We start from the raw sequence: 21,280 nt of genomic DNA, 5'->3' as shown, positions 1-21,280 counted from the left end.
GGGGAGGTGGTTTTCTGCGAACGTTACAGATTCCCTCGAAGTGTCACATCTACGGAGGCCTGGGTCCCGACCTCCCCGTATCCGTAGTGATTGGAAGGTTTGGGACAGTCGGTCATCGGTCGATGGCCTGCTGAACAGGGGTTTTTCCGGCGATCGTTGCCCAAACCTTCCAATTACCGGACCGGTCAAAGTGGCCTCGGCCAGGGCGCCCCTTCAGGGGCGCGGGAAACTGCGCGCTCAGCCACAGCCGACCCGCGGCTTTCGTGCGGCCCTACCCGCGGAGCGTGTGGTGCTCAGCTACAGCCGACCCGCGGTCTTCGTGCGGCCCTATCCGCGGAGCGTTTCGCTCAGCCACAGCCAGCCCGCCGCTTTCGACCCGCCCAACCCGCGGAGCGCGCGCCTTGCTCTGGCGAGGCAGCAGCAGCGCGAACAGCAGCCCCACCGCGACAGCCCCGGCGGCGATCAAGAACGAGACCCTGAATCCGTACATCGTGGGAACCGCGACCCCGTTCACCTGGTTCGCCGTGTTCGCCAGCACCATTCCGATCACGGCACTCGACACCGACGTACCGATCGACCGCATCAACGTGTTGAGCCCGTTGGCCGCACCCGTCTCGGACGGGTCGACGGCGCCGATGATCAGTGCGGGCAGCGAGGAGTATGCGAGTCCGATGCCCGCGCCCAGGACCACCGCGATGACCACCGTCTGCCAGGCCGCGCTCATCAGGCCGAGGCCGGCGCCGTACCCGACCGCGATGATCAGCATGCCGATCATGAGCGTGCTCCTCGGGCCGTACTTGGCGGACAGGCGCCCGTACACCGGAGCCGTGAACATCATCGTCAGGCCGAGAGGGGCCACGCACAGGCCCGCGACCACCATCGACTGGCCGAGGCCGTAGCCGGTCGCCGTCGGCAGCTGGAGCAGTTGGGGGAGGACGAGTGATACGGCGTAGAAGGCGACGCCGACCATGATCGAGGCGAGGTTGGTGAAGAGCACGGGGCGGCGGGCTGTGGTGCGCAGGTCCACGAGTGGGGCCTGGACACGGAGTTCCATCACGCCCCACAGGAAGAGGACGATCGCCGCCGCTGCGAACAGTCCGAGCGTCGTGCCCGAGGCCCAGCCCCAGTCGCTGCCCTTCGTGATCGGCAGGAGGAAGAGGACCAGGCCCGCGGAGAGGCCGAGTGCGCCCGGTACGTCGAAGGTGCCCTTTGCGCGCAGCGGGGACTCCGGTACGAAGGCGAGGGTGAGGAGGATTGAGAGGGTGCCGAGGGCCGCCGAGCCGAAGAACAGCGCGTGCCAGTCGGCGTTCTGCGCGACCAGCGCCGCGAGCGGCAGCGCCAGTCCGCCGCCGACGCCGATCGACGAGCTCATCAGGGCCATCGCCGAGCCGAGCTTCTCGCGCGGCAGCGCGTCGCGCATCAGGCCGATGCCGAGCGGGATGGCTCCCATCGCGAAGCCCTGGAGGGCACGGCCGATGATCATCACTAGCAGTTCGCTGGTGGAAGCGGCGATCAGCGAGCCCACCACCATCACGGCCAGACTCGTGAGCAGCATCCGCCGCTTGCCGTAGAGGTCACCTAGGCGGCCCATGATCGGGGTGGCCACGGCACCGGCGAGCAGGGTCGAGGTCATGACCCAGGTGGCGTTGCCGGGGGAGGTGTTCAGCAGCTCCGGCAGGTCCTTGATGACTGGCACGAGCAGGGTCTGCATCACCGCGACAACGATGCCCGCGAAGGCCAGTACGGGGACGATTCCGGCGCCGGTGCCGGAATCGGCATCTGCGATCGGTCTCCGCGTGGGATCTTGGTCCGTCGTTGTCTGGGTCTCGGGCATCGGGAGGGGCCTCCGGGGACGTGCGTGCGGTACGTGCACGGTGAACCCCGTGCGCCAAGGCAACTATTCCCTTGCTTCGGGTCCCTAATGAATTCTTGACCATCTGACCCCTCGTCAGCATTCGGGCATCATCTGACCTTCCATCAGATTGGAACGTGTTCTAGCCTGTCGCCGACCTTGGGGAGGCCTGCATGGGCATGGGGATCGGGATCACGCGTGAACAGCGGGAACTGGCCGAAGCCGTGCGCGGCTGGATCGCGCGGGCGGTGCCGCCCGAGGAAGTACGCAAACTCCTCGACTCACCCGGCGAGGGCAGGCCTCCGTACTGGGACGGGCTCGCCGCGCAGGGGTTGCTCGGTGTGCATCTGCCCGAGGCGTACGGCGGTGGGGGCGGCGATCTCCTCGATCTGGCCGTGGTGGTGGAGGAGGCCGCGCGGGCCGCACTGCCAGGGCCGTATGTTCCTACCCTCCTGGCCTCGCTCGTGCTCGTCCGAGCGGGCGCGGATGAGGTGGATGAGTTGGTGCGGGCGCTGGCCTCGGGGGAGCGGGTGGCGGCTGTTGCGTTCGGGGCGGGGTCGCTGACCGCTGTCTCATGTGAGGGGGGCGGGTACCTTCTCGACGGGGTCGCCCCGCCCGTGCTGTCCGGGGCCGACGCTGACCTGCTGATCCTGACTGCCTCGGACAGGGCGGGCGGGGCGGTGTGGATGGCCGTCGATGCCGCTGAGCTGGCCGTACGGGCGCACGAGAGCGCCGACCCGACGCGCGCCACCGCCGAGGTCCGGGCGGACGGGGTGCGCGTCCCCGCCGACCGTGTGCTCCCCATCGAGGCCGTCGACTCCGCGCTGGTGCGTGACCTGGCCGCCGTCGTCCTCGCCGCGGATGCCTGTGGCACCGCCGCCTGGGCGTTGCACACCGCCTCCGAATACGCCAAGGTCCGGGAGCAGTTCGGGCAGCCCATCGGGCGTTTCCAGGGCGTGAAGCATCTGTGCGCCGACATGCTGGTACGGGTCGAACGGGCCCGGGCGCTCACCTGGGACGCGGCGCGTGCGGTTCAAGAGCCGGACGGCGTACGGGAGTTGGTGGCTGCCCTTGCCGCCGCCGATGCCCTGGACGCCGCGTACTCCTGCGCCAAGGACTGCATTCAGGTCCTCGGCGGGATCGGGTTCACCTGGGAGCACGACGCCCATCTGTATCTGCGGCGGGCGATGGTGGCGCGGCAGCTGCTCGGCACGGGCGACGCACACCGGCTGCGCGCCGTGCGGCTCGCGGAGGGCGGCGTACGGAGGGAATTGCGGCTGGATCTGCCGGAGGGAGCAGCGGGCTACCGTGCTCAGGTCCGGGAGGTCGTCGAGCGTGTGCGTGGCCTCGAACCGGCCGCTGTGCGAAGGGAGTTGGCGCCCACCGGATACGCCGCCCCGCATCTGCCCGCCCCGTACGGACTCGGCGCCGGGCCCGTCCAACAGCTCGCCATACAAGAGGAGTTGGCAGCGGCGGGCGTACGGCTGAGTGACCTGGGGATCGCCACCTGGGTCGTACCGTCGCTCATCGCGTACGGGACGCGGGAGCAGCAGGAGCGGTATCTGCTGCCGACGCTGAGCGGGGACCTGCTGTGGTGCCAGCTGTTCTCGGAACCCGGCGCCGGGTCCGACCTCGCCTCGCTGCGGACGCGCGCCGAGCGGATGGATGACGGGCGCTGGCGCGTCAACGGGCAGAAAGTGTGGACGAGTTCGGCCCGCTGGGCGGACTACGGGATCCTGCTCGCCCGTACGAATCCGGAGGCGCCCAAGCACAAGGGGCTCACGTACTTCGTCGTCGACATGAAGAACACGAAAGGTATCGATGTCCGCCCGCTGAAGGAGATCACCGGCCGATCTCTGTTCAACGAGGTCTACTTCGACGATGTGATGCTGCCTGCGGACGCGGTGATCGGTGCCGTCGACGACGGCTGGAAGGTCGCCCGCAACACCCTCGGCAACGAACGCGTCCACATGGCCGACCAGTTGACCTTCGGCACCGGCATCGAGGCGCTCCTCGCCACCGACCTGGACGAAGCCGTACGCGTCCGCCTCGGCGCCCTGCTGGCGGAGGCACACGCGCTGGCCTGCATCGGCCTCCGCACGACGATGCAACAGGTGTCGGGCCTCGAGCCGGGCGCGGGAGCCTCCGTACGCAAGCTCGTGCAGACCGTGCACCAGCAGAAGATCGCCGAACTCGCCCTCGAACTCCTAGGCCCGCAGGGTGCGTTGTGCGAGGGAGCGGGAGAGCGGGCCGTGCACAGCTTCCTGCTCTCCCGCTGCCTGACCATCGCCGGCGGCACGACACAGGTGCAGCTGAACGTGGTCGCCGAGCGGATCCTCGGGCTACCGCGGGACTGAGACGCCCCCAAGCAGCTAAAGGGGCGCGGGGCTGTGACATTCTGCGGCTCCGCCGCGGGGCGCGGGGCTGTATCGATGTGCGGCTCCGCCGCGTGGGCGCGACAAACCACGACGTGCCCGCAGTCTCCCGCCGGCGGGAGGGGCCGTGGGCCGGTGCGTCGTATGCCCGTCGCGTAGGTTCGGTCTCAGGCCACCCGCACCCTGTACCAACACCGGGCCGTATGCCCCGCCTGCGACGGGCTGACGCACCGGCCCACGGCCCCGACCCACCACGCACCCCAGGGGCGCGGGGAACGGCGCGAGCAACCACCACGCACCCGCAGCCGCCCCACCGCCGGAGGCACCCCGCGGGGAACGGCGCGAGCAACCACCCACGAACCCGCAGGTTCATCCCCGTTCCAGCCGAGCGCTCAGCGGCCCCGTGCTGCTACGCACGACGAGCCGCGTCGGCACCAGCGTCGTCCCATGCTCCGTCTCCTCATGCCGCATCTGCCGCAGCACCCCCTCCACGCAAAGCCGCCCCACCTCAGCGAAGTCCTGGTGGACGGTGGTCAAGGGAGGCAGGAAGGAGCCGGCCTCGGCGATGTCGTCGAAGCCGACGACGCTGACGTCGTCCGGTACCTTCCGGCCCTCTTCGTGCAGGGCGCGCAACAGGCCGAGCGCCATCTGGTCGTTGGCGGCGAAGATCGCCGTGCAGTCCTTCTGGCGGGCCAGTTCGAGCCCGGCCCGGTAGCCGGACTCGGCCGACCAGTCGCCCCGTACGAGAGGTGGGGTGGGGCGTCCGGCCTCGGTGAGTTCGGTGCGCCAGGCCTGGGCGCGGCGCTCTGCTGCGTACGACTCCTCGGGGCCGGTCAGGTGCCAGACCGTGTGGTGGCCGAGCTCCAGGAGGTGGCGTACGGCGGTGCGGCTGCCGCCTGCCTGGTCGCTGTCGACCACGGTGTAGCGGTCCCCTGCGTCCGAGTCGGCCACGACGATGCGGACGTGCGGCGGGAGGGAGAGGGTCACCGCGTCGAGCAGGTGCACCTCCAGGATGACGATGACGGCGTCGACGGCCAGTTCCCCCAGGCGGGAGAACGCGCCGCGGACCTCGTTCTGTGTGGGGACGGCGACGGGCAGGAGTGTGACGGCGTAGCCCTCGTGGGCCGCGGAGGTGGCGATCGCCTCCAGGGTGCGGACGTTGCCCGTGGTGGCCAGGCCGAAGGTGATGACGCCTATGGTGCGGAACTCGCCGCGCTTGAGGGCCCGTGCGGCGCTGTTGGGGCGGTAGCCCAGCTCCTCCATCGCCGCGAGCACCTGACGGCGGGTCTCCTCGGTCACGCCTTCATAACCATTGGAAACGCGGGAGACCGTCTGTGAGGAGACGCCGGCCAGCCGGGCGACATCCGCCATGGACGCGCTCTGTGCGCGGCGACCTGCTCTTGTTCTGGTACGCACTCGTGCCCTCGGCGCCGGCGCGCTGTCCGCGGTGTCCACCGGTCTCCCTTGTCGCTCGGGGCGCAGTTTCCGCTGCCGACCCTTGACCGTCGTCATCGGGGCAGTGTAGACATTCCGCCATCAGATGTTTACGTAAACATAACAGCCCATGGACCCTCGCAAAGAGGAATGTTTACGCAAACATCTTCGGCGGCGCACAACGCCGGTTCCGGGATGGACGAACGAGGAACGACATGACGACGCTAGAACCGCCGGTGGCCGCAAAGCGGCCTCCGGCCCGGCCCCCGGCGAAAGGGAACCGCCGCTCCTGGAAGGGGTGGGGGTTCATCGGCCCCTTCGTGGCGGTCTTCGCCCTCGTCTTCCTGGCTCCCATCGCCTACTCGATCTACCTCAGCCTCTTCCGGGACCAGCTGATCGGCGGCAACCAGTTCGTCGGCCTGGACAACTACACCCAGGCCCTCGAGGACGACCGGTTCTGGGACTCCCTGATCCGGGTCTCGCTCTTCCTCGTCGTCCAGGTGCCGATCATGCTCGGCATCGCCCTGCTGATCGCGCTCGCCCTGGACAGCGGGCGGCTGTACGGCAAGGACTTCTTCCGGATCGCGATCTTCCTGCCGTACGCCGTGCCCGCCGTGGTCGCCACCCTGATGTGGGGCTTCATGTACGGCACCCGCTACGGCCTGGTGGGCGACATCAACGAAGCCTTCGGTGTCACGCTGCCCGACCCGCTCTCGACCGACCTGGTCCTGGCGTCGATCGGCAACATCGTCACCTGGGAGTTCGTCGGCTACAACATGCTGATCTTCTACTCCGCGCTGCGGGTCATCCCGCACTCCCTCTACGAGGCCGCGGAGATCGACGGCGCCGGACAGTTCCGCGTCATCACCGCCATCAAGCTTCCCGCCATCCGCGGTGCCCTCGTCATCGCGACGATCTTCTCGATCATCGGCAGCTTCCAGCTCTTCAACGAGCCGAACATCCTGCGGCAGTTGGCGCGCAACGCCATCACGACGGACTACACGCCGAACTTCTACACGTACTCGCTGTCCTTCAACGGCCAGCAGCAGAACTACTCCGCGGCGGTCGCCATCATCATGGGGCTGATCACCATGGTGATCGCCTACATCGTGCAGCTTCGCGGCATGCGCAAGGGAGCGTGACCCGATGAGCACCCCTCTCACCGCCGCCGCCAAGCCCCCGACCCCTCCGGCCGCAGGCTCCGGCAAGGGCACCCCCCGGCTGCGTACACCCCGCAAGAAGCACACCCCCGGGCGCCCCAAGCGCAGTGTGCTGCTGACCGTGCTCACCGGCCTGATGCTGCTCTACACCGTGGTGCCGCTGATCTGGCTGGTCATCAGCGCCACCAAGACCCAGGAAGGGCTGGCCGACTCATCCGGGCTGTGGTTCGCCGACGACTTCGCCCTGTGGTCCAACATCAGCGACACGTTCACGTACAACGACGGCATCTTCACCCGCTGGCTGCTGAACACCCTGCTGTACGTCGTGCTCGGCGCCGGCGGCGCCACCTTCCTGGCGATCCTGGGCGGCTACGCGCTGGCGAAGTTCGACTTCCCCGGAAAGCGCGGCGTCTTCGCCACGGTCATCGGCGCGGTCGCGGTCCCGGGTACGGCCCTGGCGGTGCCGACCTTCCTGATGTTCAGCAAGATGGGGCTGACCGACACCCCGTGGGCGGTGATCCTGCCCTCGCTCGTCTCGCCCTTCGGCCTGTACCTGATGTGGGTCTTCGCCACCGAGGCCATCCCCGTCGAACTGCTTGAGGCCGCCCGTGTGGACGGAGCGAGCGAGGCGCGCACCTTCTTCCAGGTCGCCCTGCCGCTGCTCGCCCCCGGCATCGTGACCGTGCTGCTGTTCACCACGGTCGCGACGTGGAACAACTACTTCCTGCCGCTGATCATGCTCAAGGACCCGGACTGGTACCCGCTGACCCTGGGGCTGAGCGCCTGGAACTCCCAGGCCGAGACGATCGGCGGTGACGTGATCTTCAACCTGGTGATCACCGGTTCGCTGCTCACCATCGTGCCGCTGATCGCCGCGTTCCTGCTGCTGCAGAAGTACTGGCAGTCCGGGCTCGCCGCCGGAAGCGTCAAGGAGTGACCCTCCCTGAAGGCCCCACGCCCCCACACAACGTCAAAACCCTCGCCCTGTCCCACCCACGAAGAAGTGGAAGCACCTCCATGCGCAGAACCACAAGCCGCCTGATGCGCGGCATAGCAGTCCTCTCCGTCCTCGCCCTCGGCGCGACCGCCTGCGGCGACTCCGACGACAGTGCCGGCAATGAGCCGGTCTCCGCCGATGACATGCAGGCCGCCCTGGAGAAGGGCGGCACGGTCACGGTCTGGGCCTGGGAGCCGACGCTCAAGACGGTCGCCGCCGACTTCGAGAAGAAGTACCCCAAAGTCAAGATCAACCTCGTCGCCGAGCGGTCGGGCGACAAGCACTACACCGCCCTGACGAACGCCATCTCGGCCGAGAAGGGCGTCCCCGACGTCGCGCAGGTCGAGTACTTCGCGCTGAGCCAGTACGCCCTCACCAAGGGCCTCTCTGACCTGGCCCCCTTCGGCGCCGACAAGCTCAAGGACAAGTACACCCCCGGCCCGTGGAACGCCGTGAACGAGGGTGACGCCGTCTACGGCCTGCCGATGGACTCCGGCCCGATGGCGATGTTCTACAACAAGGCGGTCTTCGACAAGCACAAGGTCGCGGTCCCGACCACCTGGGACGAGTACGTGGACGCGGCCCGCAAGCTGCACAAGGCCGACCCCAAGGTCTACATCGCCGCCGACGCCGGTGACGCGGGCTTCACCACCAGCGCGCTGTGGCAGGCCGGTTCGCGTCCCTACAAGGTCGACGGCACCAATGTGAAGGTCGACTTCTCCGACGCCAAGGCCAAGAAGTACACCGACACCTGGCAGCCGCTCATCGACGAGAAGCTCGTCGCGCCCATCACCGGCTGGACCGACGACTGGTACAAGGGCCTGGGCGACGGCACCCTCGCCACCCTGACCACCGGCGCCTGGATGCCCGCCAACTTCGTCACCGGCGTGCCGCAGGCCTCCGGCGACTGGCGTGCGGCCCCGATGCCGGCCTGGACCAAGGGCGACAAGGCCAGCGCGGAGAACGGCGGCAGCTCCCTCGCCCTGCCCACGCTGGGCAAGAACAAGGAACTCGCCTACGCCTTCACTGAGTACGCGAACTCCGGCGAGGGCGTGCAGACCCGCATCGACGAGGGCGCCTTCCCGGCGACCAAGGCGGAGCTGGAGTCCCCGGAGTTCCAGAGCAAGGAGTTCGAGTACTTCGGCGGTCAGAAGGCCAACGAGATCTTCGCCGAGTCCGCGGCCAACGTGGCCGACGACTGGTCGTACCTGCCCTTCCAGCAGTACGCCAACTCGATCTTCAACGACACCGTCGGCAAGGCGTACGTCTCCAACACCAAGCTGTCCGAGGGTCTGAAGTCCTGGCAGGACGCCTCCGTGAAGTACGGCAAGGAGCAGGGCTTCACCGTCGAGTAGTCGAGGTACGCCCTCACGTCGCCGCCCGTGCCGCACACCGGAAGGACCACCATGATCTCCACCCTCCTGTCCCAGTTGCACGGGCCGGACGGTGACTCCACCCCACGCCTCGTGTACGGCGCCGACTACAACCCCGAGCAGTGGCCTCGTGAGGTGTGGGAGGAGGACGTACGGCTGATGCGTGAGGCCGGCGTCAACCTGGTCTCCGTGGGGATCTTCTCCTGGGCCCGCATCCAGCCGGCCCAGGACGAGTGGGACTTCGCCTGGCTTGACGAGGCCATGGACCTGCTGCACGCGGGCGGCATCGGGGTCGACCTCGCCACCGCCACCGCGTCCCCGCCACCCTGGCTCACCACGGCACATCCGGAGATCCTTCCGGTGACCGCCTCCGGTGAGACGGTGTGGCCGGGGGCGCGGCAGCACTGGCGGCCCACCTCGCCGGTGTTCCGGAAGTACGCGCTCAGCCTGGTGCGGAAGATGGCCGAGCGTTACGTCGGCCATCCCGCCCTGGTGGCCTGGCACATCTCCAACGAGCTGGGCTGCCACAACATCTACGACTACTCGGACGACGCAGCCCGTGCCTTCCGCGACTGGCTGCGCGCCCGCTACACCACGCTCGACGCCCTCAACCACGCCTGGGGGACGGCGTTCTGGTCCCAGCGCTACAGCGAGTGGGAGCAGATCCTGCCGCCCCGGCTGGCCGCCGCCCACCCGAACCCGACCCAGCAGCTGGACTTCAAGCGCTTCTCCTCCGACGCGCTGAAGGAGTACCTGCGCGCGGAACGGGACGTACTGCGGGAGATCACCCCCGACGTGCCGATCACCACCAACTTCATGGTGATGAACGGCACCAAGGGCATGAACTACCCGGACTGGGCGGGCGAGATCGACTTCGTCTCCAACGACCACTACGTCCACCCCGGCCCCCAGGACCGCGACGAGCTGTCCTTCTCCGCCAACCTGACCGGCGGCATAGCCGGCGGGCGGCCCTGGTTCCTCATGGAGCACTCCACCAGCGCCGTGAACTGGCAGCCCGTCAACGTCGCCAAGCGCCCCGGCGACCTGGCCCGCGACTCGCTGCTGCACGTCGCGCACGGCGCCGACGCCGTGTGTTACTTCCAGTGGCGGCAGTCTGCGGCCGGCGCCGAGAAGTACCACTCCGCGATGGTGCCGCACGCCGGCGAGGACAGCGACCTCTTCCGCGCGGTGGTGGCCCTCGGCGACACCCTCAAGACCCTGGCCCCGGTCGCGGGCAGCGAGCGCGAACCCGCCCCGGTGGGCATCGTCTTCGACTGGGAATCCTGGTGGGCGAGCGAACAGGACTCCCACCCCACCTCCCTGCTCGACTACCGCCAGGAAGCGCTCGACTGGTACTCCGCGCTCCTCGCCCTCGGTATCCGCGCCGACCTCGTCACCACCCGCAACGACCTCGACCGCTACCGGGTCCTGATCACACCCGTACTGCACGTCGTGCCCGCCGAACTCGCCAAGGAGCTCACGCGGTACGTCGAGAGCGGCGGCCACCTGGTCACCACGTACTTCTCCGGAGTCGTCGACGAGAACGACCACATCTGGCTCGGCGGCTACCCGGGAGCGCTGCGCGAACTGCTCGGCATCCGCATTGAGGAGTTCGGTCCGCTGCTCGACGGCGAGACCGTCGACCTGGATGGCGCCGGTACGGGCTCGCTGTGGACCGACCGGATCACCGTCACCGACCCGGAGGCGGAGGTCCTGGCCCACTACCGCACGGGTGCGTATGCCGACCGGCCCGCGGTGACCCGCCGGTCCACGGGCAGCGGTTCGGCCGCGTACGTCTCCACCCGGCTCGGTGTCGAAGGGCTCACCGCCCTGCTGCCGCGGCTGCTCGACCCGGCCGGCGTCGAGAGCGAACTGCCCGCCGCCGCACGCGGGTTGGTCGAGCAGACCGTACGCCGCGGCCCCGACGCCCGCTTCCTGTTCCTGGTCAACCGGACCGACGGGGCAGTGCCGCTGACCGGCCTCGCCGGAGAGGTCCTGCTCGGCACCACCGACGCCGACGGCGATCTCGTACTGGAACCCAGGGATGTCGCCGTACTGCGACAGCCCGCCACCTGAACCCCACCCCCGACTCCTCGGACAGCACCGCACCCGTCCGAGGGCCATCCCTCCTGCCCGACGGGCGGGAGGACGAGCACAGCGACCACCACCGCAGTTGGGAGCACTTGATGGCACGCCGTACCCGCAGCAGACGGCTCCTCGGAGCCGTCGGCCTCACCGCTCTGGCCACCGGGGCCGCCCTGGTCTCCGCCCCGTCGTCCACGGCACAGGTCGCGGCAGCGGACACCCCCTCCGTCACCGTCCGGCCCGACCCCTCCTACAAGCACGACAAGTTCGAGGGCTGGGGCACCAGCCTCGTCTGGTTCGCGAACGCCACCGGCGACTACCCGCCGGCGATACGGGAGAAGCTGGCGAAGCTCCTCTTCGACGACAGCGGTCTTGCCCTGAACATCGCCCGCTACAACATCGGCGGTGGCAACGCCCCGGACGTCAAGGACTACCTGCGTGCCGGCGGCGCCGTGGAGGGCTGGTGGAAGGCCCCGGCGGGCACCACCCGCGAGGACACCGACTGGTGGAGCGCCGAGGACAAGAACGACTGGAACCCGAAGGCCGACGCCACCCAGCGCTGGTGGGTGGACCGGATCAAGAAGGACATTACCCACTGGGAGACGTTCAGCAACTCTCCGCCCTGGTTCATGACGGAAAGCGGCTACGTCTCCGGCGGCTTCGACTCCAAGACCGACCAGCTGAAGCCCGAGTCCGTCGAGGACTTCGCGAAGTACCTGGTGGGCGCCACCGAGCGCCTTGAGAAGGCCCACAAGATCGACGTCGACACCCTCGACCCGTTCAACGAGCCGAACACCGACTACTGGGGCACCCGCCTGGGACCCGACGGCGAGCCCGTCGGCGGCCGTCAGGAAGGCGCCCACATGGGCCCCGAACTCCAGCAGAAGGTGCTCCGCGCGCTGGCCCCGGTCCTGGACGAGTCCCGTACCGACGCGGAGATCTCCGCGATGGACGAGACCAACCCGAACATCTTCACCCAGAACTGGCTCAGCTACCCGCAGGAGGTGCGCGACCTCGTCGACCAGATGAACGTCCACACCTACGGCACCGGCGGCCGCACCAGCGCACGCGACCTCGCCAAGGCCGAGGACAAGCCGCTGTGGATGAGCGAGGTCGAGGGCGACTGGGGCGACGGCCAGAGCTTCACAGACATGCGGCCGGGCCTGGGCCTCGCCCAGCGCATGGTCGACGACCTGCGCGAACTGGAGCCCAGCGCCTGGGTGTTCTGGCAGCCGGTCGAAGACTACGACAACATGAAGCCCGGCGGGGAGTCCGCGAAGGGCGGCAACTGGGGCAGCATCCAGCTCCCGTTCAGCTGCACCTCCGAGGACACCCTCGAGTCGTGCCCGATCTACACCAACACGAAGTTCGACACCGCCCGGAACTTCACGCACTACATCAAGCCCGGCGACCGGCTGATCCAGGTGAACGACACCTCCAGCGCCGCCGCCGTCTCCAAGAAGGGCGACGGGGCGAGCGTCGTCCACGTCAACAGCACCACCGAGGCCCGTTCGGTCACCGTCGACCTGTCGAAGTTCGGCAAGGTCAGCCGCAACGCCACCGTCACCCCCGTGGTGACCAGCGCCGACAACAAGCTCGAGCGGCACAAGCCCATCAAGGTCAGCGACCGCAAGGCCACCTTCACCGTGCCCGCCCAGTCGGTGACCTCCTTCGTCGTCAAGGGCGTGTCGGGTGTCGCCAAGGACGCCGCGCTGCTCCAGAAGGGCCACACCTACGAGCTGACCGGTGTGCAGAGCGGCAAGGCACTGACCGTCGCCGACAACGGCACCAACCTGGTCATCAGGTCGGCCGCCACGGGCACGGCCAACGCCGGCCAGCAGTGGCAGCTGCGGCAGATCAGCGGTGACACGGACAACCGTCAGCGGTACGTCTTCACCAACCCGGTGGAGGGCAAGCGCCTCGCCGTCCGTGACGGCGCCCCGGTGGTGGAGCCCGACAGCGGCCGCCGCGACAAGGCCACCCAGTGGATCATGTCGACCACCGGTGACGGCACGTTCACCCTCGTCAACGCCGCCACCGGCCGCCTCCTGGAGGTCGGCGGACAGGCCACCAACGAGGGCGCAGCAGTGACGCTGTGGACCCCGAACTCCGGCTCCAACCAGCGCTGGAGGGTCACGGACGTGACCGACTGATCCACGAGCACCTGTGCGTGGGGCGTGACGCCTCCGGTCCGGCGGCCGGAGGCGTCACGTTTTTCTGCGGTACTGGTGTGGTGGTAGGTCTCATGGCCGAGGGCTCCTGGGACGAAAATCCCATGTACGGGGCGCGAGCCGGTTGAGAGCATGACTGTCATGCTCAGAGCCGCCGTAGAGAGACCCGTGTCCCGCCGTTCCGCGCCGCCCGCCTGGGTGGTGGTCGCGCTCGCCTGCGCGGGGCAGTTCCTCGTGGTCCTCGACATCTCCGTGGTCAATGTGGCGTTGCCGTCGATGCGGGCCGACCTGGGGCTGAGCGCGCCGGGCCTCCAGTGGGTCGTCAACGCGTACACGATCGCCTTCGCCGGATTCATGCTGCTCGGCGGGCGGGCGGGGGACCTGTACGGGCGCAAGCGGATGTTCCTGATCGGGCTCGCCCTCTTCACGTTCGCGTCCCTCGGCGGCGGACTGGCCCAGGCGGAGTGGCAGCTGCTGCTCGCGCGGGCCGTGCAGGGGCTCGGGGCGGCGGTGCTCGCGCCCTCGACGCTGACGATCCTGACGTCGGCCGTACCGGAAGGGGCGGCACGTGCGCGGGCCATCGCGACCTGGACCGCCGTCGGCGCGGGCGGCGGTGCGGCGGGCGGGCTCGTCGGCGGGCTGCTGGTCGAGGGGCTGTCATGGCGGTGGGTGCTGCTGATCAACGTGCCCGTCGGCGCCGTCGTACTGGCCGGCGCCCTGCGGTGGCTCCCCGAGAGCCGGGCCGGCGACGGACGGCGGCTCGATCTGCCGGGGGCGCTGCTGGTCACGGCGGGGCTCGCGACCCTCGCGTACGGGATCGTGCAGACCGAGACTGAGGGCTGGACGTCCTCCGCGACCCTCGTCCCGCTGCTCGCCGGGGTCGCGCTGATCGGGTTCTTCCTGCTGGTCGAGGCGCGGACGAAGGCGCCGCTGATGCCGCTGAAGCTGTTCCGCATACGGTCCGTGGCGTCGGCGAACGTGGCGATGTTCCTGTGCGGCGCGGCCATGATCTGCATGTGGTTCCTCATGACCCTGTACACCCAGAACGTGCTCGGCTACACGCCCCTGGAGGGCGGGCTCGCGCTCATGCCCAGCTCGCTCGCGGTGGTGCTGGGCTCGAAGGTCGCGCCCCGCTTCATGCGGGTCCTCGGGGCGCGCCATGTCGCGGTGATCGGGACGCTGGTGGCCGCCGTCGGCTTCGGCTGGCAGTCGACGATGAGCGCGGACGGCACGTATCTCACGGCGATCATGTTCCCCGGGATCCTGATGATGCTCGGCGCCGGACTGTCCGCGACACCGCTCGGCTCGCTGGCCACGTCGGGGGCGGCACCGGGGGACGCCGGCCTGGTCTCCGGGCTGGTCAACACCTCGCGCACGATGGGCGGTTCGCTCGGCCTCTCGGTGATGTCGACGATCGCGGCGGCCCGGACCGGGGGCGGCACATCGGCCACGGCCCTGACGGAGGGGTACGCACTGGCCTTCCGTACGGGCACGGGAGTACTGCTCGGCGGTGCGGTGCTGATGCTGCTGTGGCTGCCGAGGCGCTCCGCTGGGTGAGGCGGTTTCGAAGCTGCGGGTTCGTTGTGGCTGGTCGCGCCCACGCGGCGGAGCCGCAAATTGATACAGCCCCGCGCCCCTAACCCTCGCCAGGGGGTGGGGGTGACAGTCGTGTCGCGGCTGCGGGCGCGTTGTGGCTGGTCGCGCAGTTCCCCGCGTCCCTAAGAGGCCTGCGGCCTTCTTAGGGCCTGCGGCCCTCTCGGGGCGCGGTGCCTCAGAGCCAGCCCTGCTGCCGGGCCTCCCGCATCGCCTCCATGCGGTTGCGGGTGCCCGTCTTGCCGATCGCGGAGGACAGGTAGTTGCGGACCGTGGACTCGGAGAGGTGGAGCCGGGCGGCGATGTCGGCGACGGTCGACCCGTCGGCGGAGGCCTTCAGCACATCGCACTCGCGGGCCGTGAGCGGACTCGGCCCGGCACTCAACGCGGCCGCCGCGAGCGCTGGATCGATCACCGTCTCGCCGGTCAGTACCCGTCGAATCGAGGCGGCCAGCTCCTCCACGGGCCCGTCCTTCACCAGAAACCCCGCGGCGCCCGCCTCCATGGCCCGCCGCAGATACCCCGGCCGGCCGAACGTGGTGAGGATCAGCACCCGGCAGTCGGGCACCTCGTCCCGCAGCCGCGCGGCGGCGTCGAGCCCGCTGATCCCCGGCAGCTCGATGTCCAGCAACGCGACATCGGGCCGCGACTCCAGGGCCGCGTCCACGATCACGTCCCCCGCCGCCACCTGCGCGACCACCTCGATGTCCTCCTCAAGACCGAGCAGTAAGGCGAGGGCGCCCCGCATCATCCCCTGGTCCTCGGCGAGCAGCACGCGGATGGACTTGGCGGGCCGGTGGTCCCGGGGCATCTCGTTCACGGCCCAAGCGTAGGCCGGGCGGACGCACTCCGATCAGGGCCCTTCAGGCCGCTGTCCCCGGCAGCTTCAGCACGCGCGCCCCCTCCGAAACGTCCGCCGGGTCCCCCTCCTCACCCAACTCCGCCGTTTCCACCGGCAGTTCCGCCGTCACCACGAAGCCGCCCCGTGGACCGGGCCCCGCCTCCAGCGAGCCGCCCGCCGCCGCGAGGCGTTCCGTGAGGCCCTTGATCCCCGTGCCGCCGATGCCGGAGAGGAGCGGAGGCGGCTCGGCGGACTGTCCGCGGCCGTCGTCCGAGATGCGTACGCGGACGCGTTCCGCGGCGACCTCGACCGCGATCTCGCAGCGGGTCGCGCCGCTGTGGCGTACGGCGTTGGTGACGGCCTCGCGGATCACCCAGCCCAGCAGCGCTTCCGTCCGGGCGGCGAGGGGTGGGCCCGACTGGCGTACGACCGGTTCGATGCCGACGGCCTGCAACGCCGAGCGGGCCCGGTCGAGTTCGGTGGCCAGGCTGCCCTCGCGGTAGCCGGTCACCGCCTCGCGGATCTCCGTGAGCGCCTGGCGGCCCACCGACTCGATGTCCCCGACCTGGACGAGCGCCGCGTCCAGGTCGCGGTGGATCAGACGGCGGACTGCCTCCGACTTCACCACGATCACGGAGAGGGTGTGGCCGAGCAGATCGTGCAGGTCGCGGGAGAAGCGGAGCCGTTCCTCCTCGACGGCGCGGCGGGCCAACTCCTCGCGGGCGGCGCGGAGTTCACGTACGGCCTCGGAGAGGGAGAGGATCGCCGCGGTCACCATGGTGGAGAGGAAGGTGCCGTACGCGACGTTCACCGCACCCCAGCCGTCCCGGACCGCGGCCACGGCACCCGCGAGCAGACTCAGGCCGACGCCGACCCTGCCGAGCCACGGGCCTCGTACGATCGCGCCCGTCGCCAGGCCGAGCAGCGGAAAGAAGAGCAGCCAGCTGTCGCCGTAGACGATGGCCAGCGTGCAGGTCACCGCCCCCAGCGCGATCAGCATCAGGCGCGTGGAGCGGGCCTCGCGCGCCTCCTTCGCGAAGGCGCGGAACACCAGCGCGATGTAGAGGGAGTTGAAGGCCAGCAGGCCGATGCCGCCGATCCAGGGGTTCGGGGTCTTGCCCTGGAACAGGTTGGAGAAGGCGCCCAGGCCCATCAGAAGCCAGGGGAGGAGGGCGAAGCCGCTGGGCGGCCGGCCGAGCTCCTCCGGCGGCCGGCCGGTCTTCTTCCGGGCGCGCTCACAGCCCTCGGCGTGCCGCAAGGCCAGCCAGTAATTGACCCTGGTCATCCAGGACATGCCTTGCCCCCGTTCAGACGGTTTCAGACGGTTCGTGCGGTCCTGCGGTACGCAGTCACAGCGTACGAGCCGAAGGCCAGCAGCCAGAGGCTCAGCACCACAACCGCCCCCAGGCTCGGCGCGTGCCCGTCGGCGACCGCCGTGCCGAGCTGCGCGAACCGGTTCGTCGGTGTGTACGCGGACAGCGAGCGCAGCCACTCCGGGAAGAGGACGAGCGGGAACCACAGGCCGCCGACCACGGCCAGCACCAGGTTGCACCCCATGTTCACGACGCCCGTGGTCTGCGCGGTCAGCCGGTAGCCGTTGCCGAGACCGAGCAGCGTGAACGGGATCGAGCCCAGCCACAGCAGCAGCGCGATCACCGCCCACTTCCACAGATCCAGCCGTACGCCATTGACGAGACAGCCCGCCGCCAGCACCGCGACGATCGCGGGCAGCACCGTCACCGCCCCGGTCAGCGCCCGGCCGATCACCACCTGGCGCGGAGTCATCGGTGTGATCCGCAACTGCCGCAGCCAGCCGGTCGACTTGTCCTCGGCGACCCCGGCACCGGTGTTCAGAGCCGAGCCCATCGCGCCGTACGCGGCCATGCCGACCATCGAGACGGTCTTCCAGCCGCTGTCGGCGCCGTCACCGAGGTTGGTGAACAGCATGTACATCGTCACCGGCATCACGACGGTGCCGATCACAAAGCCGGGGTCGCGCAGCGTCCGGCGCACTTCGAGCCGCAGGTAGTCCCACATCACACCGACTCCAGGACACCCGACGAGCCCGACGTCAGCGCCAGGAACGCGTCGTCCAGCGACGCGGGCGCGACCTCCAGGCCGCGTATGGCACCCATCCCGGCGAGCGCGATCACTGTCGCGTCCGAGTCCTCCGTACGCAGCCGGGCCCGGTCCCCGCGCACCTCCACCGACACCACTCCGGGCAGCAGGGTCAGACCCTCGGTGGGGCGGCCCGCCAGGTCGAAGGCGACCAGGTTGCCGCCCGCCGCCCGCCTGAGCTGCTCACCGCTGCCGTCGGCGACGATGCGGCCCCGGTCGATGACCACGATCCGGTCGGCGTTGGCGTCCGCCTCCTCCAGGTAGTGCGTGGAGAACAGGACGGTGTGGCCGCGCCGCGCGTACGCCCGCATCGAGTCCCAGAAGGCGTACCGCGCCTCCACGTCCAGCGCGGCGGTGGGCTCGTCGAGCACGATCAGCGCAGGGTTCCCGATGAGCGCGACCGCGAACCGCACCCGCTGCGTCTGGCCCCCGGAGAGCCGGTCGACGCGCCGGCCGGCCAACTCGGCGATACCCGCGAGCTCCAGTGCCTCGGCGACGGGCATCGGCGCCGGATACGTACGGGCGACGAATCCGACCAGCTCGCCCACGGTCACCCGCGGCACCGGCCGGCCGTCCTGCAGCATGGCGCCCACCCGGCCCGCGCGTGCGGCCTCTTCCGGCGCCGCGCCGAAGAGCCGTACGACACCCTCGTCGGGCTCGTTCAGGCCGAGGAGCAGCGAGATCGCGGTGGACTTGCCGGCGCCGTTGCGGCCGAGCAGCGCGACGGTCTCGCCGCGCGCCATCTCCAGATCGATCCCGTCCACGGCCCGTACCGAGCCGAAGGTCTTGACCGCCCCCGTGAAGGACACGGCCTGATGTGTCCCAGTCGTTTTCGTCATGGGTGTGACGCTACGAATCCGGGGGCAGGGTGCGGCAGATGCGCTTGTACGGACTCGAGCGGGACAAATGTCACTGCCCGCTCCCTAAGCGGTCTCGGGGAGGTGAGGCACGCCCCCACGCCGCCCGGCACGGCACCTCGCCGCACTGCCGCATCACCCAAGTACGTCCAGTACGAGGGCGATGCGGCAGCACGCCGATGCACCGCACCGGACGACGCGGGAACGCACCCCACCTCCCCGAGACCGCTTAGCCCGAGTCAGCTCATCTGACATGGTGTCAGAAGTCTTCACAAGTACTGGGAGCTGGGCTATACAGAGGGTCGCCGTACTGGAACGCGTTCTAGAACGGGCGGGTTCCGCGGCCCGAGGTCGACCTCGGTGCGTCCGACGGTGCGGACGGCCGCACCGAGGTCTTCTCCGCCGAAGATCCGCCAGCAGTCAGGAGCCGCATGCCCATCGACCCCGCCAAGGCCCTCGCCGCCGAGCCCCGGACCGGCGAGATCGCCTGGAGCCACAAGGACGTTCAGCTCTACCACCTGGGAATCGGCGCGGGCGTCCCGGCGACCGACCCCGACGAGCTGCGCTACACCCTCGAGTCCAGGCTGCACGTCCTGCCGAGCTTCGCGACCGTCGCGGGCGCGGGCTCCCCGGGCGTGATCGGCGGACTGTCCATGCCGGGCGTCGAGGTCGACCTCGCCCACGTCCTGCACGGCGGCCAGAGCATCGAGCTGCACCGCCCGATCCCCGCCGAGGGCAGGGCGCTCGCCACCTCACGGATCGCGGCCGTGTACGACAAAGGCAAGGCCGCCATCCTCGTCATGCGCACCGAAGTCGCCGACGACGAGGGTCCGTTGTGGACGAACGACGCCCAGATCTTCGTACGCGGCGAAGGCGGCTTCGGCGGCGAACGCGGCCCCTCCACCCGCCTCGACCCGCCGACAGGCGACCCGAGCAGGGAAGTCGAGCGGCACGTCCGCGAGGACCAGGCCCTGCTCTACCGCCTCTCCGGCGACTGGAACCCGCTGCACGCCGACCCGGAGTTCGCCAAGCGCGCCGGGTTCGACCGGCCGATCCTGCACGGGCTGTGCACGTACGGGATCACGCTCAAGGCGGTCGTCGACACGCTGCTCGGCGGCGATGTGGCACGGGTCCGCTCCTACAGCACACGCTTCGCCGGGGTCGTCTTCCCCGGTGAGACCCTCCGCATCCGCATGTGGCAGCAGGACGGCAGGGTCCAGGTGACGGTGACGGCGGTCGAGCGGGACGACGCGCCGGTGCTGGCCGACACCATCGTCGAACACGCTTGAACTCTTGAGGGGAGCCGCACCATGCGGGCAGCCGTACTGCACGAGATCGGCCAGGACAAGCTGGAGGTACTCGACGACGTCGAGGCGGCAGGTTTCGGCCCCGGCCGGGTGAAGATCCGGGTACGGGCCACCGGACTGTGTCACTCGGACCTCTCGGCGATGTCCGGGGTCCTGCCGCAGCCGGGGCCGTTCGTGCCCGGGCACGAGGGGGCGGGCGAGATCCTCGACGTCGGCGAAGGCGTCACGAACGTCAAACCCGGCGACCGCGTCGTCGTCTGCTGGCTGCCCGCCTGCAACGCCTGCCCCGCCTGCAAACGCGGCCAGACCGAACTGTGCCTGGCCGGATTCATGAACGCGGGCACGCCCAACTTCAAGCGCCCCGCAGGAGATGTCTTCGGCATGGCGGGCACCGGCACCTTCACCGAGGAGGTCGTGGTCGACGCGGGCTGCGCCGTGCCCATCCCGGACGACGTGCCCTTCGACATCGCGGCCCTCATCGGCTGCGGGGTCACCACGGGACTCGGCGCCGCCCTCAACACCGCCGATGTGGAAGCCGGTTCGTCGGTCGCCGTCATCGGCTGCGGCGGCGTCGGCATCTCCGCGATCCAGGGCGCGCGGCTCAAGGGCGCCGCCGAGATCGTCGCCGTCGACCCGGTGGCCTCACGCCGCGAGTCCGCGCTGAAGTTCGGCGCCACCAGGGCCGTGTCGCCGGACGAACTCCCCGACACCAAGCAGTCGTTGACGGCGGGCGAGGGCTTCGACTACGTCTTCGAGGTCGTCGGCAAGTCCGCCACCGCCCGCACCGCGTACGAGAACACCCGCCGCGGCGGCACGCTGGTCGTCGTCGGCGCAGGCGCCATGGACGACTTCCTGCAGCTCAGCATGTTCGAGCTGTTCTTCGACGAGAAGCGGATCCTGCCGAGCATGTACGGCGGCGGGGACGTCCTGCGTTCGTACGAGCGGACCATCGCGCTGTGGCGTGCCGGACGCATCGACCTGGAGGGGCTGATCACCCACCGGGTGCCGCTGAGCGAGATCAACGAGGCGTTGGACCAGATGCGTACGGGAGTCGCACTCCGTACGTGCATCGAAATCTGACCTCCGAACCACCAACTGCCGCTACCCGAAAGGACTT

At 69.7% G+C, this 21,280-nt stretch carries 15 protein-coding genes; 9 read left to right on the top strand and 6 right to left on the bottom strand.

Annotation, left to right across the window (positions count from 1 at the left end):
* Window positions 1–271: 271 nt before the first annotated feature.
* Window positions 272–1,834: an MFS transporter gene (locus ACYVO6_RS29960; RefSeq protein ID WP_461066577.1), complete on the bottom strand. Its 1,563-nt coding sequence runs from the start codon at window positions 1,832–1,834 to the stop codon at window positions 272–274.
* Window positions 1,835–2,031: 197 nt separating this feature from the next.
* Here ACYVO6_RS29960 and ACYVO6_RS29955 point away from each other — a divergent pair, with 197 nt between their 5' ends.
* Window positions 2,032–4,209, top strand: a complete 2,178-nt coding sequence (locus ACYVO6_RS29955) for an acyl-CoA dehydrogenase (RefSeq protein ID WP_461066587.1) — start codon at window positions 2,032–2,034, stop codon at window positions 4,207–4,209.
* Window positions 4,210–4,596: 387 nt separating this feature from the next.
* On the opposite strand, the gene ACYVO6_RS29950 is transcribed toward ACYVO6_RS29955, so the two are convergent.
* Window positions 4,597–5,598, bottom strand: a complete 1,002-nt coding sequence (locus ACYVO6_RS29950) for a LacI family DNA-binding transcriptional regulator (protein ID WP_461066575.1) — start codon at window positions 5,596–5,598, stop codon at window positions 4,597–4,599.
* Between the two features lie 278 nt (window positions 5,599–5,876).
* On the opposite strand from ACYVO6_RS29950, the gene ACYVO6_RS29945 reads away from it, so the two are divergent.
* The 6 genes from ACYVO6_RS29945 to ACYVO6_RS29920 all read left to right on the top strand — a co-directional run bounded on the left by ACYVO6_RS29945 (window position 5,877) and on the right by ACYVO6_RS29920 (window position 15,004).
* Window positions 5,877–6,803 (top strand): carbohydrate ABC transporter permease, encoded by a 927-nt coding sequence (locus ACYVO6_RS29945; protein WP_461066573.1) that lies wholly within the window; start codon window positions 5,877–5,879, stop codon window positions 6,801–6,803.
* A 4-nt stretch (window positions 6,804–6,807) separates the two neighbouring features.
* A complete protein-coding gene (locus tag ACYVO6_RS29940) occupies window positions 6,808–7,758 on the top strand; it encodes a carbohydrate ABC transporter permease (protein ID WP_461066571.1) in 951 nt (316 codons plus the stop codon).
* An 80-nt stretch (window positions 7,759–7,838) separates the two neighbouring features.
* The gene (locus tag ACYVO6_RS29935; RefSeq protein WP_461066569.1) at window positions 7,839–9,173 is read left to right on the top strand and encodes an ABC transporter substrate-binding protein; all 1,335 of its coding nucleotides are present in this window, start codon (window positions 7,839–7,841) and stop codon (window positions 9,171–9,173) included.
* A gap of 51 nt (window positions 9,174–9,224) precedes the next feature.
* Window positions 9,225–11,267: a beta-galactosidase gene (locus ACYVO6_RS29930; RefSeq protein ID WP_461066567.1), complete on the top strand. Its 2,043-nt coding sequence runs from the start codon at window positions 9,225–9,227 to the stop codon at window positions 11,265–11,267.
* A 110-nt stretch (window positions 11,268–11,377) separates the two neighbouring features.
* Window positions 11,378–13,429, top strand: coding sequence for an RICIN domain-containing protein (locus tag ACYVO6_RS29925; protein WP_461066565.1), 2,052 nt, complete (start codon window positions 11,378–11,380; stop codon window positions 13,427–13,429).
* Between the two features lie 150 nt (window positions 13,430–13,579).
* Window positions 13,580–15,004, top strand: a complete 1,425-nt coding sequence (locus ACYVO6_RS29920; RefSeq protein ID WP_461066563.1) for a DHA2 family efflux MFS transporter permease subunit — start codon at window positions 13,580–13,582, stop codon at window positions 15,002–15,004.
* Window positions 15,005–15,218: 214 nt separating this feature from the next.
* Here ACYVO6_RS29920 and ACYVO6_RS29915 read toward each other — a convergent pair whose 3' ends face one another.
* Genes ACYVO6_RS29915 through ACYVO6_RS29900 form a run of 4 tightly spaced genes read right to left on the bottom strand, consistent with a single transcriptional unit; the run spans window position 15,219 to window position 18,838 of the window.
* Window positions 15,219–15,851 (bottom strand): response regulator, encoded by a 633-nt coding sequence (locus ACYVO6_RS29915; protein ID WP_461066585.1) that lies wholly within the window; start codon window positions 15,849–15,851, stop codon window positions 15,219–15,221.
* A 52-nt stretch (window positions 15,852–15,903) separates the two neighbouring features.
* Window positions 15,904–17,175 carry a sensor histidine kinase gene (locus ACYVO6_RS29910; RefSeq protein ID WP_461066561.1) on the bottom strand — a complete coding sequence of 424 codons (1,272 nt, stop codon included), beginning with the start codon at window positions 17,173–17,175 and terminating at the stop codon, window positions 15,904–15,906.
* 23 nt (window positions 17,176–17,198) lie between these two features.
* On the bottom strand, window positions 17,199–17,918 hold the full coding sequence (locus ACYVO6_RS29905; RefSeq protein WP_461066559.1) for an ABC transporter permease: 720 nt from the start codon (window positions 17,916–17,918) through the stop codon (window positions 17,199–17,201).
* The gene (locus tag ACYVO6_RS29900) at window positions 17,918–18,838 is read right to left on the bottom strand and encodes an ABC transporter ATP-binding protein (RefSeq protein ID WP_461066557.1); all 921 of its coding nucleotides are present in this window, start codon (window positions 18,836–18,838) and stop codon (window positions 17,918–17,920) included. Before ACYVO6_RS29900 ends, ACYVO6_RS29905 begins: the two co-directional genes overlap by 1 nt.
* Before the next feature lie 449 nt (window positions 18,839–19,287).
* On the opposite strand from ACYVO6_RS29900, the gene ACYVO6_RS29895 reads away from it, so the two are divergent.
* The gene (locus ACYVO6_RS29895) at window positions 19,288–20,145 is read left to right on the top strand and encodes a MaoC/PaaZ C-terminal domain-containing protein (RefSeq protein ID WP_461066555.1); all 858 of its coding nucleotides are present in this window, start codon (window positions 19,288–19,290) and stop codon (window positions 20,143–20,145) included.
* 21 nt (window positions 20,146–20,166) lie between these two features.
* A complete protein-coding gene (locus ACYVO6_RS29890) occupies window positions 20,167–21,243 on the top strand; it encodes a Zn-dependent alcohol dehydrogenase (RefSeq protein WP_352376294.1) in 1,077 nt (358 codons plus the stop codon).
* The last annotated feature ends 37 nt before the right edge of the window (window positions 21,244–21,280 follow it).

It is taken from the genome of Streptomyces pseudoechinosporeus (assembly GCF_054783935.1).
The sequence above is the reverse complement of the archived record's forward strand: the minus strand, read 5'-3'. Positions and strand labels throughout refer to the sequence as shown.